Source organism: Parafrankia sp. EAN1pec (assembly GCF_000018005.1).
GTDB classification, from domain to species: Bacteria; Actinomycetota; Actinomycetes; order Frankiales; family Frankiaceae; genus Parafrankia; species Parafrankia soli.
This window is the reverse complement of sequence record NC_009921.1, coordinates 6,833,783-6,849,580: the sequence shown is the minus strand read 5'-3', so window position 1 is coordinate 6,849,580 and position 15,798 is coordinate 6,833,783. Positions and strand designations below refer to the sequence as shown.

Sequence of the window (15,798 nt, the reverse complement as noted above, 5' to 3'; positions counted from 1 at the left end):
CGTCCCGGTCAGCCCTTGGCCGCGGCGGAGACGGCGGCGCGCAGGCCGTCGGGGGTCAGCTGGTCGGCGGAGAGCTGCTTGCCGTCGACGAGCACGGTCGGGGTCGAGGTGACGCCGCTGCGGGAGGCGTCCTCGTCGACCTTCGCGACGTAGCCGTCGTACTTGCCGTCCCGCACCGCGCTGACGAAGGCGTCCGAGGTCAGGCCGACCGAGGCGCCCTTCTGGATGAGTGTGTCGGTCTGGTAGCCGCCGGTGTGCTCCTCCGGCTGGTCGGCGAACAGGGCGTCGTGGAACTCCTTGAACTTGCCCTCGTTGGCCGCGGCGGCACCGGCGTTCGCCGCCCGCTTCGACTCGTCGCCGAGGAACGACATGACGTGATAGTTGATCTTAATGTCACCCGAGTCGATGAGGTCGCTGATCGTCGAGCCGGTGGTGCTCTCCAGGGACCCGCAGGCGGGGCACTGGAAGTCCTCGTAGAAGTCGAGGGTGACAGGCGCGTCAGCTTTCCCGACGACGATCGCGTTGTCGGGCCCTGTCGCGCTCGCCGGGAGAACGACCGGCTTGGACTCCTCCCGCGAGTTCTGCACGGCGAAGCCGATCACCCCGATCAGGACGAGCGCGGCGGCGACGACCGAGCCGATGATGAGCTGCCTGCGCCGTCGTTCCCGGGCGGCCGCCGCCGCCCGGGCCGCCGCGACCTTCTCCCGCCGCTCCGCGGCCGTCACGCGTGGCCCCGATCCTGAGGGGCGCCGGGCGTGCTGCCGCCGGAGCTACGGCCGGGCGGCGCCGACGTCCGCGATGTCTTCCTCGTCCGCGATGCCATGGGTACTCCCGAGAAGGTCGTCCTCGTCGTCGAGGGCTGTCGTGCTGGTCCGTTCAGGAGCCGGTCGACCGACAGGTAGCCCGCGGGCCACCGCGCCAGCAGCAGGCTGGCCAGCAGCAGCGCGCTGTCGCGAACGATCTCCTGGGTGTAGTGCGTGGGTGCCTCGGACGTCAGATCGCCGCCCGCGGAGAAGCAGCCGCAGTCGATGCGCAGGCCGCGGGCGGCCGCCGACGCGATCGCCGCGATGTAGACGGCGAACAGCACCGCCGAGATGGCGGCGGCCAGCCGGACGGTGAGGCCGACGATCAGCAGCACGCCGAGCGCGATCTCCACGAACGGCACGGCGTAGGCGACCGGGTCCACCAGCGCTTCGGGCAGGATCCGGAACGCGCGGACGGACCGCACCATGCCGTCCGGGTCGTTGATCTTCAGCGCGCCCGCGGCGAGCCAGAGGATGCCGAGGCCGACCCGCAGGACGGTGCTGGCCAGGCGGGCGAACCGACGCGTGCGCGGTGTCCCGGCGTCCCCTGCGTCTCCGGAAGCAACGGACCCGGTGGCCCCCCCGGCGGCTGTGGTCCCGGTCATCCTGCGGCGATCCGGGCCGGCCGGCTGTCGCCGGTTGTCTGGACGGCGTTCGTCGTCCCTGCTGTCCCTGCTGTCCCAGGCGACCCGGTCGCCCCTGGTGCCGCGGTCACCCTCGGCATCGCGGTGACCCTGGTCGCGCTGGTGGCCCTGGGCGTCGCGGTCGCGGTCCCGTCGCGCGGGTCGGTTCCGAGGGTCTCGGCCGTGAGGACGGGAAGGTCCGCGATGTAGTCGGCCACCGGGGTGCCGGCCAGGTAGAGCACGCGGGCGCGGGCGTCCCGGCCGAAGGCGATGACCTGGCTGCCATGGGTGACCAGGACGGATCCGTCCGCCTGGACCTTCGGTGCCTCCAGCGGGACGCCGATCGCCTCGGCCTGGGCCTGCGCGTCCTTGAACGGCCCGCGTACGCCGATGAAGGTCGAGTCGAACTGGCGGAGCCAGCGGTCGAGGACGGGAGCGGTGTCACGGTCCGGGTCGGTGCTGACGAACACCACCGAGACCTGGTCCCGCACCGACCGGTCGACCTCGTCCAGGGCCGCGGCGATGTCGGCCATGGTGGTCGGGCAGACGTCCGGGCACATCGTGTAGCCGAAGAAAAGCAGAGTGATCTTCCCTTGCGTTCGGGCGCGAAGATCGAACGGGCGCCCGTCGGTATCGGTCAGGTTGAGCGCCGGCTTCGCGAAGCGTTCGGTTGGGACAACGCCGTGTAGTCCCCCGTCGGTTCCGCCGGCGTCGACGATCGTCACCCCGGTTCCGTCGCCGCCGTTGGAGCAAGCGCCGAGTGTCGCGCTGACCGCGACGGTGATCCCGATCAGCAGCGCGGACGACGTCCGCCCGCGACGGGTAGTGGAAAGGTAACTGATGGTGGATGGATTCCTGGTCACGGACACCTGATTCCTGCGGAGATCTGGGCGATACCGACACACACCGCGCCGCCGGGCTGGCGTGGTCAGCGCGCGGGGCACCGCGTGCCGGGCAGCGCGCACGGCGCACCGCCCAGAGCTGAGCCCGCGACGGGGCCACGCCTGGGCCACGCCCGCGGCGACGGTCAGACCACGGACATTCGGCCTGACCCCAGAAATCTGACGCCAGAGATCGGGCGTCAGCGGTCTGACGGCCAGCGGCCAGGCGTCAGCGGCCGGGCGTCGGGTTGGGCCTGGTGGGTGGGGAAGGGGCGCGCGGACGGATCGCGGCGCCTGGCGCCGGTCGCGTCGCTACGCCGTTTCAGCAGCTCGCGATGGCCGGCGGGCCTCGGGACGGCGTCGCCGCCCACGGGCGGTCGAGTGCGCGGAGCGCGTGTAGGCGCGGTGCGCGGACGATCCGGCGCGGCACCGGGACCAGCGCGACGGGAGCCCGCAGCGCGGACAGGCACGACCCGAGCGTCAGGCAGGCGGCGCGCAGCACCCGGCAGCCGCGGCTGGTCCACCAGGAGGCAGCGGCAGCCGCCAGGGTGTGGGCGAGCAGCACCGCGATGCCGTGCCCCTGGAGGCCGTGCCCCTGGAGGCCCTGGCCGTACAGCCCGTGGCTGTGGACGCCGTACTGGGACAGCCGCGCCGCGGCCGCGGCCAAGCCGCCGCTGTCGGTGGTCGGCGGGGCGCCGAGCGGTCGGCCGGCGAGCGCCGCCGCGAGCTGCCCGGGGGAGGCGAGCGCCCCACCGGGGCCGCTGCCGGGCGCGCAGAGCAGGCCTTTGAGTGAGGTGCCGCCGGGTGGCCCGGGCCGCCCGGCCCCGGCGAGCAGCAGGACATGCACCCCGGCCTGGACGCCGAGCAGCGCGGGGAACGAGCGGGGACCACCGACCCGGCGCCGTCCGGCTGTGGCTGTGGCTGTGGCCGTGGCCCCGGCAGCGGGCCGGCCGCCGCGTGACCCGGCCGAGTGGGCTGAGCGGGCGAGATCACTACCGGCGCACAGCGCGACGATGGCGGCGACAGACAGCGCCACGCCGGCGGGCGCGGGTGCTTCGGTGCGCGCGGTCGGCAGGTGGGCCAGCAGGGCGAGCGCGACCGTGGGCACGGCGAAGGCCAGACCTGGGAGCACCGCGGACGCGAGGCGGTGGGCCAGGCCGGTGAACCGCGCCCCGCACCGGCCGACGTGCACGCCTTCAGCGTAGTGCCGCTCCCGGCCCGTCCGGATCGGGCCCGGCGCGCTTCCGGAGCTGCTCCGGTGGTCGCCGGGCGTGGCGCGTGCTTGCCGGTGTCCGTCCCGGGCGGCTGGACATCCGCTCACGAGGGGGGTCAACCGATAAGGGGTCGGCGGGGACAACTCACACCGAGCGGTAGGGGCGCCCCGACCGGGGTGCTGACCAGGTTCGCAAGTGCCACCGGAGCGGCGCCGGTCACCTGGAACCCGCAGGTCCGCGGACAGGGTCCGCCGTTTCGTCGCGCTGGGGAGGGGCTGGTCTGGCACGATCGAGTCGGGTCGTCAGCCCGACCCCGTCCACCCAGTAAGAGAACCGAGAGGGCGACATCGGTGCCGCAGGATCCGGCCGTCATCCAGCGTCAGATCGAACAGACCCGCGCAGAGCTGGCCGAGACCGTCGACGCGATCGCGGAGATCGTCAGTCCGAAGCGGGTGGCCGAACGAGCGAACGAGCAGGTCCGGGCCAAGGTGGCTGAGCTGCGCGAGCGGTTCGCCCCGGGTAGCGCCGCGCCGTCCGCGCTCGGTGCGGCGCCCGCCGGGCACCGCGCGATCGGGGCCGGCACGACCGAGAGCGGCACACTCGGTGGCGACCTGCCGGGCACGGTCGGCTCGGCACCGGGTGCGGACGGCGCGGCGGGCGAGGGCGGCCCGACCCAGGTGGTGCGGACGGTTCGATGGGACAGGGTCGCGCTGGTGACGGCGGCGGTCGTGCTGCTCGTGGGGGCGCGCCGCCGCCGGCGCCGGAGGCGGTGACCTCGGAGCCGGCAGGTCCGGTGGTGGTTCCCGCCGGTCGGGTCACGCTGATCCGGCACGGCGAGACCGAGTGGAGCCGCACCGGTCGGCACACCGGGCACACCGACGTTCCCCTCACCGCCGAGGGTGAGCGCCAGGCCGCCGCGCTGCGGGCGGTGCTGGTGGGCCGGCGGTTCGTCCTGGTCGCGACGAGCCCGCGGCGCCGGGCGGCGCACACCGCCGAGATCGCGGGCCTGTGCCCGCCAGCCGGCGAGCCGGGAACCATCGAGCCGGGAACCATCAAGACACAGGCCGCCGGGACGCCGGCCGCGCTGTCGGACACCGCCGGGGCACAGGCCGCCGCGCCGGGAGCTGAGGACTGCGTCGTCTGGCCGGAGCTCGCTGAGTGGGACTACGGGGACTACGAGGGAGTCACCACCGCGCGGATCCGTGAGGATCATCCCGGCTGGACGGTCTTCACTGGCGACGTGCCGGGCGGGGAGACCGCCGACGAGGTGGGGCGGCGCGCAGACCTCGTCCTCGGCCGGGTGGTGCCGCTGCTCGCGCACGGGGACGTGGCGTTGCTCGGGCACGGCCACATGCTCCGGGTGCTGGTGGCGCGGTGGCTGGGCCTGCCCCCGACGGCCGGGGCCCACTTCGTGATCGAGCCGGCGGGAGTCTCGGAGCTCGGGTTCGAGCACGAGAACCGGGTGCTGCGGCAGCTCAACGCCCGTCCCGCCCCACCGGATCACTACTGAAAGTAACCATCGATCGTCCACGTGCGAGCCCGCCGATCCGGGTCGTCCGCGGCGTGCGGTCGGTGGAAGACGAGGCTTGGTTGAGAGGGAGCGGGCCCGGGACCAGGTGGTCTCGGGCCCGCTCCGCTGCCGGTCAGAAGACCGGGCAGCGGCCGTCGAGGAGTGATGGTCCTCGAGGCGGTGGTCTCAGGTGCAGTGGTCCCAGTGGCGGGGGTCCCAGTGGCGGTGGTCTCAGAGGTCGCCGCGGCGGCGCATCATCGCGAGCGCGGTCACCCCAGGCAGGATCGGCAGCCAGTAGCTGATCAGGCGGAAGACCAGGACGGCGGCGAACATGGTCGCTGCCGTGCCACCCGACGCGGTGAGCCCGATGACGAGCGCCGGTTCGATGGCCCCGACGCTGCCGGCTGTCGGCGCCGCGCCCGCGACGGCCGAGCCGACCAGGTACACGGCGGTGATCGAGGCGATGCTCAGCCCGCTCTCGAACGACCACACCGCGCAGGCGAGGCCCATGACCTGTGCGGCTTTCGTGGCTGCGGTGCTGGTCACGAGCACGACCGTCCGGCCGGGCGAGCGGGCGAGCACCGCCAGGTGCGCGCGGAAGCCCCGCAGCGCGGGCCGCAGCCTCGTGCGTACACGCGGGTGCGCGGCGGCGGTGCCGATCCCCACACCGACCACGGCGAGCCCGGCCGCGACGGGGCCGGCTCCGATCCCGTTCACCGTCATCCGGACGGGCGCCGTCACCGCTTCGCCGACGCCGGAGCCGCGCAGGGTGCCGGCGACGAGCGCGATCCCGGCCAGGTGGACGAGGAACGCGGCGCCCTTGATCGACGCCACGGCGGCCACCGCGGCGGGACGGGTCATCCCGCGGCGTTCCAGGAAGCGCAGGTGCACGGCGATGGCGCCCAGGCCCGCCGGGACGACTCGGTTCGCCGCGGCCGCGGCGAGCTGGGAGGCGGTGGCCGTGCCCAGGCTCATCCGCAGCCCGCTCGCCGCCCGCACGCTCACGCCGTGCGCCACGTAGAAGAGCACCGAGGCGAGCAGGCAGACCACGAGCCAGTGCCAGCGCGGCGCGGGGACGTCGGAGAGGGTGCCGAGAACGTCCGAACGGAACCGGGTGCCGACGAGTGCGCCGACGACGCCGACGACCACGACGGCGGCCAGGACACGCAGGCGCGTTCGGCGCAGGCCGAACCCGCGGGGGGCCCGGGTGAGCTCCAGGGCGACGGCGGCGGCGCCGGTGGCGTCCACCCCGCCGAGCACCGCGGGCACGTCGGCCGGCGTGACGCCAGTGCGCCCGGCGCGCGCGTCGGCGGGGGCGGTCCGCTCCGGCGGGAGCAGCGCCTCCTTGACGGTGGACCTGGCGGGTCGAGACCCGCCGCGGCCGGACGTCGGACGCTCGCCATGGGCGGGAGCCCCGCGCTCGCCGACCCGTCGGTGACGGGGCAGCGTCGGCCCGGGAACAAGCGGTGCAGCCGCGGCGTTGTCGGCGTTCAGCGCGACCGGGATCTCGATGTCTACCCCCAGTGTCCGGAAGCCCTCGCCGCTCACGCTACGGCGCACGCCTGAACGACACCTGAATGTGCTTCATTGTGCGGCTGGCCGAGCAAGGTCGCCGACCGGGGAATCAGGACGGACGAGACAGCGGAGCGCACGGGCCACAGCATGGCGTAGTCATCCCCCCGCAACGCTGTCCGATGCCTACCGGACACACTGTGACGTGGCCGTATGCTCCCTGTGAAGGGCCCGGGAGGTGACAGTTGGATGGCCGTAACGGGCCCGTGGGGGTGCCGCCGCTGCGGGCGGCGGCCGGGGCCTCCCCCGGCCGCCCTGAGGGCTCAGCGGGTAGACCCGTTCGTGGGGTGTGCCGACCCCCCGTCGGTGTACCAGCGGGGCTGGCGGTCGGTCAGCCAGTCGGTGATCGCCTGCCCGGCGCGCGCCGGGCGGAACTCGACGGACCGTAGCCCGGACGGCCGGAGGGTGACGATGTCGATGTCGTCGATCCGGCTGCCGAACTCCGCATAGCGCGGCACGGCCCCCGCGAAGACCACATCGATGCGCTGGGACGTCCCGCCGGCGGGGTCGAGATGCTCGACGCCGCCGACGAAGTCGAGGGAGCGCACCTCGAAGCCGGCCGTCCGGCGCAGTACGCGGTGCAGCACCTCCTCCACCCCCTCGCCCGGTGGGACGTGCCCGCCGAGCAGGAAGAACCAGGGCTGGCCGCGATGGTTGGCGACGACCACGAGATCGCCGAAGGTCAGGAAGACCCGGGCGTGCAGCGACCGGCCCGGCCGCGGCCCCGCGGGCACCGCCCGCGCCCCGGGCATCGGCGCGTGCGGCCGCCGGACGGCGTCGGCCGGGCTCATCGCCCGACCGCCTGGACGGCGAGCGCGCCCGAGCGAAGCCCCAGCGTGTCGGCGGCGTCCTGGACGACCCGCCGCTCGGCCGGATCGAAGTACCCGTCGGCCCGGCCGATCACCGCCCCGATGCGCAGCACCGCCCACGAACGAACCGGGTCACCGCGGACCTTGCCGATCTCGCGCATCGCCGCGCGGCGGCCGGCGGCGAGATCCGAGCGCAGCCGGGCGACGTGCAGGTCGAACAGCAGCTCCAGGTCGGCCCGCGGGTAGTCCGCCAGCACGTCCTCGGCGTGGATGGACGCGGCCATCGCGTCACGCTCGGCGGGGTCGACATGCCCGTCGGCGGCCGCGACCAGCGCGCACATCGCCACCGCGGCGTCCCGGAACACCTCGCCCCGCACGTCCTCGCGGCGGGCGGTGAGCTGGGCCCGCAGGGTCCGCACCGACTGGCGCAGGCCGGTCCACCAGGGCTCGGCGTCCGCGACCGCGAGTCCGCGCCAGGACGGCCACCGATCGGCCCACCACGACATCGCCGCGTGGCCGACCGCGGGCGGCTGGATCGTGAGCGCGGGCCCGGAATCGCTCTCGTAGGGGCGGACCAACGTCAGCCCCGGGGGAAGCGCGTGCCCGCCGGCGAGTCCCGCCGGCTCGAGGGTTACGGCGTAGAGAACGGTCAGGGTGTGCGCGGACGTCGCTCCGTCCGTCGTGGCCGCCGTCTCCGCGGGTGTCCTGTCCGCGGGCGTGTCCCCGGGTGTCCTGTCCGCGGGCGTCGTGTCCCCGGGTGCCCCGTCCGCACGGGTTCTGTCCGGGGTCGCGTCCGTGGGTGAGCTGCGCGGGCTGGGTGCCGGGGCGGGTCGCCACGCCCCGCTGTGCTCGACGCAGCCCGCGAAGACGGGCCGCCCCGCCGCGGACAGGGCGGCCCGCAGGAGCCGCTCGGCGGCGTCCAGGGACGACTCGCCCGGCCGGGCGGAGCCGCCCGGGAACCGCAGGCCCGCGGCGTCGTCGGCGCGGACCAGCAGACCGCCGTCGACCTCGATGAGTAGCGCTATTTCCAGAGAGACCTGTGTCGACATCGGCATGCCGCCCCCAATCGTGACGCCCCGTCGTCACCTGGCTGCTGATACGTCGCCATCATCCACCTCCCCCCGAAGATTTCGCCGCACTATGGCCGAATGGTGGCACGGTGTCGCGGATCCGGGTCGCCGGACGGCCGCCGGGCGTGGCCGAAGGCGGGCGTCGCCGGGCCGTGGGGGAGCGGCCGCACACTGGACCGGCGCCGACCGTGACGCGCCGTGACGGTCCGCCTGCTTGCCGGTGGGGCCGCGTCGCGGTGCGCTGTGCGGCGCTGGGCTGGGCTGGCACGGCTGCTCTGGCGCGCGGCGGCCGGGGCGGCGCGCTGCCGGGTTGATGTGGGCGGGCCGGTGTGTGGTCCGTGGGCGCGGGAGGAGGGACGTAATGTGGGCGGCTTTGTCGCGCGGCTACGAACGGGTGATCGTCGAGCCTGGGAAGCAGCCGTTGCTGGCGCTCCTCGTCGCGTTCATCCTCACGTTCCTGTTCATCCGGCTGAGTGTGCGCATGATCCGTGCGGGCGTGCGCTGGTGGCCGGGCAACGTCGCGGTCGGCGGGGTGCACGTCCACCACGCCATCTTCGGCATCGCCTTCGTGCTGCTCGCCGGGGTGGGCGCGTTCTCGCCCGCGGGGGGGCGGTCGCCCTGGTGGGATCTGCTGGCGATTCTGTTCGGCGTGGGCGCGGCGCTCATCCTCGACGAGTTCGCGCTGGTACTGCGGCTGAAGGACGTCTACTGGTCCGAACAGGGCCGGATGTCGGTGGACGCGGTCATCCTGGGCGCGGCGTTCACGGCGCTGTTGATCGTCGGCGCGACACCACTGGGCGTGGACGGCCTCGACACCGGAGACCACCTCGCGCTGTGGGATCTCATCGTCGTGCTCGGCATCAACATCGTGGCGGTGAGCTGCAGCTTCCTCAAGGGCCGCGTCGGCTTCGGCGTCGTCGGCCTGCTCATTCCGCTGGTCGCGGTGGTCGGGGCGGTCCGCCTGGCGCGGCCCGGCTCGGCCTGGGCGCACCGGCGTTACCCCGAAGGGTCCCGCAAGGCCGAGCGAGCCGCCCGGCGCGCGGCCCGGTTCGCCGCCCGCTGGCGGCCGCGCCGGGACAGGTTCTTCGACCTGATCGCCGGCCGTCCGGACGACGAGACGGATCACGCGGGTCGCGGGGACTCCGGCCGGGGGAGTTAGCGGCGGCGCTGAGTGGCCGCGGGCGAGCCCGCCGCCCTCATCTCAGGACGCAGCCGATCGTCGCCGCCTCCCGGACGGCCGGCAGCTCGAACCAGACCTGCTTGCCCGGGCCGGTCGAGGGCGGATCGTCGACGACACCCCACCGGCTGGCGAGCGCGGCGACGAGCTGCATCCCGCGGCCGGACTCGTCGTCGTCCTGGGCGGCCTTGAGCACCGGGCGCAACGGGCTCCCATCGCTCACGGCGACCCGGACCTGCTCGCCGTGGCACTCGACCGACACGCGCAGCACCTCACGGGCTCCCACGTAGCGAACAGCGTTCGTGACGACCTCGCTGACCAGCAGTCTCGCGACTTCGGCGGCGTTGCCACAGCCCCACGACACGAGCAGATCGGCGACCAGCCCACGGGCTTGCCCGGCCGCCCGGGGATCGGCGGGCAGGTCGAAGCCAGCGGTCAGAGCTTCGGCCACGCATCACCTTCCGGGCGGTTGTCCGTTTCCGGTCTGCCCGCGTTGCCACGGCCGGGCCGGCGTCGCGTTCCTCCCACCTCCGCGTGGACCTCAAACCTGATTGGCGTGGTCCTGCCAGACCGGAGGCGCGAGACACAGCCTGGCCCGGGTCCGGTGCGGGGTGGTCGCGACTCGCCGCAACCCCCGATGACCGCACTGGTGGCGGTCGGCGGTCAGATGACGTCGATGCCGTCGAGCACCGAATCCTTGCGCGCGAGCCAGGCCCTCGTGACGGCCTCCACCTCAGGGCTCAGCGACGGGTCCGAGGCCTGGTCGCGGCCGGGGCCACGGTCCGCCGGGCCCGGGCCGGCCGGGCCGCTGGAACGGTTCGCGCCGACCGCGCCGACGTCGGTGTCGGGACGTCCCGGGCCGCCGGGCCCCCGCTGGCCGTTCGGCTGATGCTGGCCGTTCTGGCCGCCATACCCGTTCTGACCGCCGTGCCCGTTCTGGCCGTTCGGGCCACCGTGCCCGGGCTGGCCGCCTTGACCGCCCTGGCCGCCGTCGCCGTTCTGGCCACGCGGGCTGCGCCCGACACCGGCCCAGGAGTCGTCGACGGAGATGGGACGGCGCTGCTCGGCGGCCTGGCTGCTCCACGGGGAGCCCTGGGGACGCGGCTGGTCCGGGCCCGCGTGCCGGCCGCGCGTGCGCGCCGGGTCGGAGGTGAGCCGTCCGACGGGCGGCCGGGTTCCACGTTCGGGGCCGCGGACGATGTCGGGATGCCGCGGCGGCGGTGGTCCGGCCGCGGCGGCCGCCTGCCCGCGCGCCAGCTCCGCGGCCCGGGCGGCGGCGATGCTGGCGGGCAGCATCTCCACCGGGCCGGAGATCGGCGGCGCCTGCCGGGACGTCGGCACCGAGAAACCGTCGGCCTGAGCCGCCGGGGCCTCGACACCGTCAGGACGGGCCGGAGCCCGGGACGGCTCGGACCGGGACACGCCGGCCGCGTGTTGGTGCTGCGCCGGTTGGGACTGCGCGGGGTGGGGCAGGGGGCGGGACGGATCGCCCGGATGCTGGGCCCGTCCGGGCATGCGGTCACCGAGCCCGGTGGAGACCGGGCCCGTGGACCGTCCCGGGCCCGTTGCCGCGGGCTGGCCGAACAGGCCGGGCCGCGCGATCGGGCCGGACTGCTCCACCTGGCCCTGATAACCGGGATGGCCTGGCTGCCGGCCCTGGCCGGGCTGCCCGGCGTAGCCAGGCTGCCCGTTGCTGTGGCCGGGTTGCCCGTTGTGGCTGGGCGGCCCGTTGTACGCCGGTTGCCCGTTGTACGCCGGTTGCCCGTTGTAGCCGGGCTGGCCGTTGTAGCCGGGGCGCTCCATCGGCCCGGTCGGCGGGCCGCCGGCCGGGCCGGCCGCGGGGCGGTGCGCGGGCGGCCCGCCCGGGCGGTTGAACCCGGGCGCGGGCCGGCTGCCCGGGCCACCGGGAAGCTGCTGTTCGCGGGCTCGCTCGAAGCCGGGGGCCGACATCGGACGTCCCGGCTGCCCGGCGGTGCCCGGCGGCGGCCCGGCTGCTTGGAGCCCAGGTGGTTGAAGTCCGGGCGGCTGGAAGCCGGGTGGTTGGAGCCCCGGCGGCTGGAGGCCAGGTGGTTGGAGGCCGGGCGGTTGGAGGCCGGGCGGTGCGGAGCGGTGACCGGTGTCGGCGGGGGGCGGCCCCGGCCGGCCGGGTGGGGCCTGCTCGCCGGGCGGGCCCCCGCCGACCCGCGGCGGCATGCCGGCGCCCGGACGGCGGATCCCGGCCAACGGGTCGCCGAATACGGGGGTGCGGGCGGACGCGCTGTTGCCCGCGCCACCCAGGGGCATCCCACCCGTCCGCGAGCCGCCGGTGGGCATCCCGCCGGTGGCCGCGGCCGCGGCCGGCGGAACGGCGGCCGGCGGGCGCGTGCCCGGCGGCATGCCGGACGGATGCGACGGCGGTGGCATGGAGGGTGGTGGCATGGAGGGCGGCGGCGGCACGCGGTGCGGCCCGGTCGGCCGGGGCGCGGCCATCGGCTCGTCCGCCGGGCCGGGGGCGCCGCGCTGCCGGACCGGGTCCGTGCCCCGTGGCAGTTCGTGCGGCATCGTCGACTGGCCGGTGCTGGTCTGCGTCGTCGTCGAGTAGGAGCCCGTGTCGAATGGTGGTGGCGCGGCCGCGCGAACGTCCGGCCGGCGCTGGTCGGCGGGGCCTCCCGCCGCCGCGTGGCGGGGGTCGGCCGGGCGCCTGTCCGCCTGGCGGCCGTCGCCGGACCGCGTGGCCGGGGCTTCGGGCAGCGGCCGGGGCGTCACCTCGTCCTCGGTGGCCGCTAGCTCACCGGTGATGGCGACGACGGTCGCGCAGGGCCAGAGCCGGTCACAGCTGAGGCAGAGGTCGAACTCGTTCGGTTGGTGCAGGTCAATCAGTGTGATCAGGGAATTGATGTGCTCGACGATCCGTGGGCCGGCCAGTACTGGTCCGTTCGCGATCATCTCGAGTTCCGAGCGCAACTGACCGTGGTACCGCTCGACGTCGACTACGCGCGGATCCTCCATCGAAGGCAGCATGCACCATTGCGGGCGGAAACGTGCGGGGGGCACCACCACTGCGGGTAACTGGTGACCTTGTCCTCACTATGTGCGTCCGCCGTTTCCACGGATAGCGAGTGCTGTGTGCACCCGCCGCGACAGAGTGGCGATAGCGGTGCGCTCCGTCGGAGCTCGGCGTCACACAGCGCCCGCGCGCGGTCGGATCGGTCCGGCCCAGATGGGCCAGCGCCGGGCCGGCTGGCGTCAGGTGCGGTCGGGCCGGACCTCTCCGTCGCGGCGGACCTGCCGCATCAGCCCCTCCTGGAGCCGTGCGAACTCCTCGATATAGGGACTTTCCACGCCTGCGGCGCCACCGGTGTCCTTACCGCCCTGTGCGCGGTCGAAGACCGGCTCGAAGCCGGCGAACTGGCCGTTCTGACCGGGCATCCGCTCGTTCTGGCTGTCGAAGGCCGGGTAGTGGCTGCCGCTCGGGGGCGGCGGAGGCGGCGGGGTGCCCCGTTCCTGCTGGCCCTCATAACCGCCGGGCCCGTACGACGGCAGGTTGCCGGCCGCGGACGGCGGGCGCTCCGATCCGTTGTCGAACGCCGGATAGTGGCTGCCATTGGACGAAGCGGCGCGCTCGGGCGTGCCGTCGTAACCGAAGCCCGCTCCCGTCCCGGTGCTTCCGGAACCGATCGACAGCGGCGTCGATCCGCGCATGCCCTCGCCCGAACCGATCTCCGGCTGCTCGGTCGACAGGAATCCGTCGGAGGCCGGGTAGATCCGCGCCGAGAGGCTGACCGACATCGGGTCACTGCCGTACGTGATGACGTCGACCTGGTCCTCTGGCCCGATGCCGCCGTTTCGAGCGAGATCGACGAACCGGAAGAGGTCCGCCCAGCGCAGCCCCTCAAGGTCCACACTGATTCTCAGCGCCATTGGTTTGCCCCATCCCTCGGCTCGTGCGTGTCGACGGTTACCTGGCTTCCGACGCGGACGCTTCTCCTGGAGGCCGGGCTCCCCCCCGGTGCCTCTGCGCGGCCGGCCGTGTAGGGCCGGGCTGCGATGGGCGGCAGCTTATACCGCGTTGAGGTGGCATTCCCCATCCGGGCTGGTTGATATGCCTGTGTTCGCGGGTGGGGGTAAGACGTGGGATTCATCTGTGTGTCGGCGCGGTGTACCTGGGCGCGAGCGAGATCGCGGCGGATGATCCGCCCGCCCGCCTGGCGACGAGCGTGAGGGCTGGGATCCGCTGTGTCGCCGCCGGCTGGTGGGCAGTTTGATTTCCCGGCGGGACGGCCCCGGCGGCACCGCACGGCCTGCTCTACCGGGAAATCGGAAGCATCGGGCCGGTCCCGCCGCCGTGGACGAGTAGGGTCCGAGCGTGTGAGCGTAGTTTCCGGCGATGTCAACGGTGTCGGGGGCGCGGCCGGCATCGACGTGTCCGGTGGTTCGCTGCCCATCCGGCTCCTTCATGATCGGGTGTTGGTGCGGCCGCGGGAGGATTCCGCGGACCGGCGTTCGAAGGCGGGCATCGTGATCCCGGCCACCGCGCAGATGGGTAAGCGGCTGGCGTGGGCCGACGTGGTGGCCGTCGGCACGGCGGTGCGCACGATCCAGGTGGCCGACCGGGTGCTCTACGACCCGGAGGACCGCGCCGAGGTCGAGCTGCACTCGACCACCTACATCCTGATGCGCGAGCGTGACGTGCACGCCGTGGCCGCCGAGCGGCTCGACGACGGGCTGACCGGCCTCTACCTCTGAATCGCTGCCGCTGATCCGTCCGAGCGCGTCGGGGTACCTCCGAGCCGTGCCGGCGTTCTCGCGTCGGCCGACCCACCACCGACGGGCGGTGTGTGGCTGGTCGCCGTCGCGGCCCGGTTCGCCCCATGACAGACCGATCATGCCGATGGCGCCGGTCATCGCGGGGCCATCCCGGTGGTCCGGAGCGTCCGAATGTGGCGGGAGTGACACCGCGCCGGGCTGCCCCTGCTTGGTGCGGACACTCCTCGGCCCGTATCCTTCGCTCGGCTCTGGAGATCCGCGTTCCGAACTGGTGGCCGTGGGTACCGGCTCCAGGTGCGGGGAACGCGGACATCTGCTTGTCGCCCACTTCTCTGGCCAGAGCCACTGCGTATTGTGATCAGCCGATGTCGTTCGGGTACCGCACATGGTCGATCCGGTGGTCAGGGTCGGCGCCGGTGTCGACAGGCCGCGGTCTGTGAGGACGAGGAAAGGTAAGGAGACGCATGGCTCGTGACTTCGACGCTCGGCGAAGCACGGATGTCGAGGAGGACGAGCTCCAGGAGCAGAGCCTGGAGACACTGAAGGCGCAGCGCGCCGGAGCGGCGGCCGACCTCGGCGACGACATGGACGCGCTCGAGGCGGAGCTGGACCTGCCCGACGCCGAGGTCAGGGACGAGGAGCTCGCGCTGCGGGTGCTGCCCCGGCAGGCGGACGAGTTCACCTGCACGAGCTGCTTCCTGGTACAGCACCGCAGCCAGCTCGCCGACCCACGCCGGGCGGTGTGCGCGGACTGCGCGGCCTGACACGCGCGCGGCCCCGGGCAGGCAAGCATGAGCGATGGACGTCCATCGCATGACGCCGGACGGGCGGTTCCGGGAGCGAGGCCCTTGCCAGGCCCGCCCCCGGAGCCGTCCGCACGCCGGATGGGTGTGGTCGCGGCCGCGATCCTGGCCGGGTGCCTGACGGCCTACTACGCCCTGCCCGTCTACGGCCACGGCGGCGGGCGATGGTTCTCGCTGCGGGTGGGGCTGTTCGCCCTCGGCCTGATCCTGACCGGATGCCTGCTCGCCAGGCAGGTGGTCTTCGCTCGGCACGTCTCTGTCGCCCAGGTCCGCGCGCAGTGGCTGTTCGCCGGGATCTGCGTCACCGTCGTACTGTTCGCCACCGCCTACTACGCGCTGGCGGTCGGTGCGACCGCCCAGATCTCCGGCGTCCGGACGAAGACCGACGCGCTCTATTTCGCCGTCACCGTGCTGACCACGGTCGGCTTCGGGGACATCCACGCCACGGGTCAGGCTGCCCGGGTCGTCGTCATCGTCCAGATGGGGTTCGATGTCCTTTTCGTGGCGACCGCGGCCTCGGCGCTGCGCGCGTCGAGTTCGGCTCGCCGGGCGGCGCGCGCGTCCTGAGAGCGGCGCGGACTTCTTTCCGA

At 74.2% G+C, this 15,798-nt stretch carries 16 protein-coding genes; 6 read left to right on the top strand and 10 right to left on the bottom strand.

What is annotated here, in order from left to right; translation table 11 throughout:
• Positions 1–8 precede the first annotated feature (8 nt).
• The 4 genes from FRANEAN1_RS27825 to FRANEAN1_RS27810 all read right to left on the bottom strand — a co-directional run bounded on the left by FRANEAN1_RS27825 (position 9) and on the right by FRANEAN1_RS27810 (position 3,499).
• Positions 9–725: a thioredoxin domain-containing protein gene (locus tag FRANEAN1_RS27825; RefSeq protein WP_020463089.1), complete on the bottom strand. Its 717-nt coding sequence runs from the start codon at positions 723–725 to the stop codon at positions 9–11.
• Positions 722–1,408 (bottom strand): MauE/DoxX family redox-associated membrane protein, encoded by a 687-nt coding sequence (locus tag FRANEAN1_RS27820; RefSeq protein WP_020463088.1) that lies wholly within the window; start codon positions 1,406–1,408, stop codon positions 722–724. The genes FRANEAN1_RS27825 and FRANEAN1_RS27820 overlap by 4 nt, the downstream gene beginning before the upstream one ends.
• Positions 1,405–2,289: an SCO family protein gene (locus tag FRANEAN1_RS27815; protein ID WP_347176790.1), complete on the bottom strand. Its 885-nt coding sequence runs from the start codon at positions 2,287–2,289 to the stop codon at positions 1,405–1,407. Before FRANEAN1_RS27815 ends, FRANEAN1_RS27820 begins: the two co-directional genes overlap by 4 nt.
• Positions 2,290–2,629: 340 nt before the next feature.
• Positions 2,630–3,499: a hypothetical protein gene (locus tag FRANEAN1_RS27810; protein ID WP_157472823.1), complete on the bottom strand. Its 870-nt coding sequence runs from the start codon at positions 3,497–3,499 to the stop codon at positions 2,630–2,632.
• A gap of 372 nt (positions 3,500–3,871) precedes the next feature.
• On the opposite strand from FRANEAN1_RS27810, the gene FRANEAN1_RS27805 reads away from it, so the two are divergent.
• Together FRANEAN1_RS27805 and FRANEAN1_RS27800 are read left to right on the top strand one after the other, a co-directional pair.
• Positions 3,872–4,294: a DUF3618 domain-containing protein gene (locus FRANEAN1_RS27805; RefSeq protein ID WP_020463085.1), complete on the top strand. Its 423-nt coding sequence runs from the start codon at positions 3,872–3,874 to the stop codon at positions 4,292–4,294.
• A gap of 20 nt (positions 4,295–4,314) precedes the next feature.
• On the top strand, positions 4,315–5,031 hold the full coding sequence (locus FRANEAN1_RS27800) for a histidine phosphatase family protein (RefSeq protein WP_020463084.1): 717 nt from the start codon (positions 4,315–4,317) through the stop codon (positions 5,029–5,031).
• A gap of 231 nt (positions 5,032–5,262) precedes the next feature.
• Here FRANEAN1_RS27800 and FRANEAN1_RS27795 read toward each other — a convergent pair whose 3' ends face one another.
• The 3 genes from FRANEAN1_RS27795 to FRANEAN1_RS27785 all read right to left on the bottom strand — a co-directional run bounded on the left by FRANEAN1_RS27795 (position 5,263) and on the right by FRANEAN1_RS27785 (position 8,461).
• Positions 5,263–6,591, bottom strand: a complete 1,329-nt coding sequence (locus FRANEAN1_RS27795) for a YbhN family protein (RefSeq protein ID WP_020463083.1) — start codon at positions 6,589–6,591, stop codon at positions 5,263–5,265.
• Positions 6,592–6,866: 275 nt separating this feature from the next.
• Positions 6,867–7,394 (bottom strand): NUDIX domain-containing protein, encoded by a 528-nt coding sequence (locus tag FRANEAN1_RS27790; protein WP_347176789.1) that lies wholly within the window; start codon positions 7,392–7,394, stop codon positions 6,867–6,869.
• Positions 7,391–8,461 (bottom strand): TerB family tellurite resistance protein, encoded by a 1,071-nt coding sequence (locus tag FRANEAN1_RS27785; protein ID WP_347176788.1) that lies wholly within the window; start codon positions 8,459–8,461, stop codon positions 7,391–7,393. Before FRANEAN1_RS27785 ends, FRANEAN1_RS27790 begins: the two co-directional genes overlap by 4 nt.
• A 382-nt stretch (positions 8,462–8,843) precedes the next feature.
• On the opposite strand from FRANEAN1_RS27785, the gene FRANEAN1_RS27780 reads away from it, so the two are divergent.
• Entirely contained in the window at positions 8,844–9,641 is a 798-nt protein-coding gene (locus tag FRANEAN1_RS27780) for a hypothetical protein (protein WP_020463080.1), read from the top strand.
• A gap of 37 nt (positions 9,642–9,678) precedes the next feature.
• Here the strand turns inward: FRANEAN1_RS27780 and FRANEAN1_RS27775 are convergent, their stop codons facing one another.
• The 3 genes from FRANEAN1_RS27775 to FRANEAN1_RS27765 all read right to left on the bottom strand — a co-directional run bounded on the left by FRANEAN1_RS27775 (position 9,679) and on the right by FRANEAN1_RS27765 (position 13,559).
• Positions 9,679–10,110, bottom strand: a complete 432-nt coding sequence (locus FRANEAN1_RS27775) for an ATP-binding protein (protein WP_020463079.1) — start codon at positions 10,108–10,110, stop codon at positions 9,679–9,681.
• 212 nt (positions 10,111–10,322) lie between these two features.
• On the bottom strand, positions 10,323–12,647 hold the full coding sequence (locus FRANEAN1_RS41605; RefSeq protein ID WP_041254862.1) for a hypothetical protein: 2,325 nt from the start codon (positions 12,645–12,647) through the stop codon (positions 10,323–10,325).
• 237 nt (positions 12,648–12,884) lie between these two features.
• Complete coding sequence (locus FRANEAN1_RS27765) at positions 12,885–13,559, bottom strand: hypothetical protein (protein ID WP_020463077.1); 675 nt, start codon at positions 13,557–13,559, stop codon at positions 12,885–12,887.
• A 447-nt stretch (positions 13,560–14,006) separates the two neighbouring features.
• Between FRANEAN1_RS27765 and FRANEAN1_RS27760 the strand changes: the two genes are divergently transcribed.
• The 3 genes from FRANEAN1_RS27760 (at position 14,007) to FRANEAN1_RS27750 (ending at position 15,775) form a co-directional block, all read left to right on the top strand.
• Positions 14,007–14,384, top strand: a complete 378-nt coding sequence (locus FRANEAN1_RS27760; RefSeq protein WP_020463076.1) for a co-chaperone GroES — start codon at positions 14,007–14,009, stop codon at positions 14,382–14,384.
• A gap of 485 nt (positions 14,385–14,869) precedes the next feature.
• Positions 14,870–15,169, top strand: a complete 300-nt coding sequence (locus FRANEAN1_RS27755; RefSeq protein WP_020463075.1) for a DUF4193 family protein — start codon at positions 14,870–14,872, stop codon at positions 15,167–15,169.
• A gap of 84 nt (positions 15,170–15,253) precedes the next feature.
• Entirely contained in the window at positions 15,254–15,775 is a 522-nt protein-coding gene (locus tag FRANEAN1_RS27750; RefSeq protein WP_020463074.1) for a potassium channel family protein, read from the top strand.
• Positions 15,776–15,798: the final 23 nt, after the last annotated feature.